Source organism: Vibrio sp. 1167, assembly GCF_033340375.1.
Classification (GTDB): Bacteria; Pseudomonadota; Gammaproteobacteria; order Enterobacterales; family Vibrionaceae; genus Vibrio; species Vibrio alginolyticus.
Genome location: NZ_JAWOWK010000127.1, coordinates 1 through 1,041 on the forward strand (window position 1 = coordinate 1; position 1,041 = coordinate 1,041).

Genomic DNA, 1,041 nt, shown 5'->3' on the forward strand with positions numbered 1-1,041 from the left:
CCATAATGCCATCCGATGCCGATTGAGTAACAATAATGAGGAAGATATAACATGAAGGCTTTGAAAAACCCAGTGGCACTCGCCACTCTGCTGGTTCTGCAAGCATGTAGTTCGCAACCGCCACAATCTGGCGCGGAAACACCAACCTCTCCACCAGCATCATTAGATAAGCCTGAAACCATTCAACCTCAAACTTTTATGTTGCGCGGCAAAGTAATCATCGGCCATGAAAGCCAATACATCATGCCTTGCGGCAGCGACAAACAATATTGGTTGCAACTGTCACCACAACAAATTCAACGCGCCATTAAGCTCGGCAATGAACCGTACCAAACCATGTATGGCGAAGTCATCGGTCATCTTAATCCTCCGGGCATTGATGGTTTCTCTGCGGATTTCGACGCCAACTTTGTGGTTGAGCAAGTGAACTTTCTCACCACCGAAAACCCAAATCGTTGCAGCCAACCGCAAAAACCGACGCGTGTATTTGGCAACGAGCCGTCTTGGGCAGCCAGTTTTGAAGCCAATGCGCTTAAGTTCCAACAGATGGGTAAGACCACCGAAATGCTGTCTATTCAAAGCAGTCAACTGCAGCCGCGCCAACGCACTTATAGGCTTGATGATGGTGAACTGCGCATGACGGAAAACCTCTGTTCAGACACCATGAGCGACGCTTTATATGGCTGGAAAGCAACACTCAAACACGATGGAAACACTTACCAAGGGTGTGGCATGGCAGCGAACGTTGATGCAACGCTTGGCTGGGCAAATACCTATGTAGCCACCTCAACGCAATCACAAGGTTTTGAGGTGCAAATGACCTTAAACCCTGACCACAGCGCCACGACGAAATACAGCTACTCAAACGGTCAAGACCCATTAGTGGAACGCGGCTTCTGGCAACAGTTGAGCCCGTCGCAAGTTCAAGTTGTGATGACCCACCACCAGCAACAACGTTTGATGTCTGAGCGACTCTTTACGCGCGAAGGCAACCAACTCAAAGCCACCAAGGAAAAAGTGGGCAGCATGGTGTACCCGATC

The 1,041-nt window shown here is 49.5% G+C and carries 1 protein-coding gene; it reads left to right on the forward strand.

Annotated elements, in window-relative coordinates:
* Nucleotides 1–51: 51 nt before the first annotated feature.
* On the forward strand, nucleotides 52–1,041 hold a 990-nt coding region (locus R7Z78_RS24840; RefSeq protein ID WP_411977590.1), incomplete at its 3' end, for a COG3650 family protein.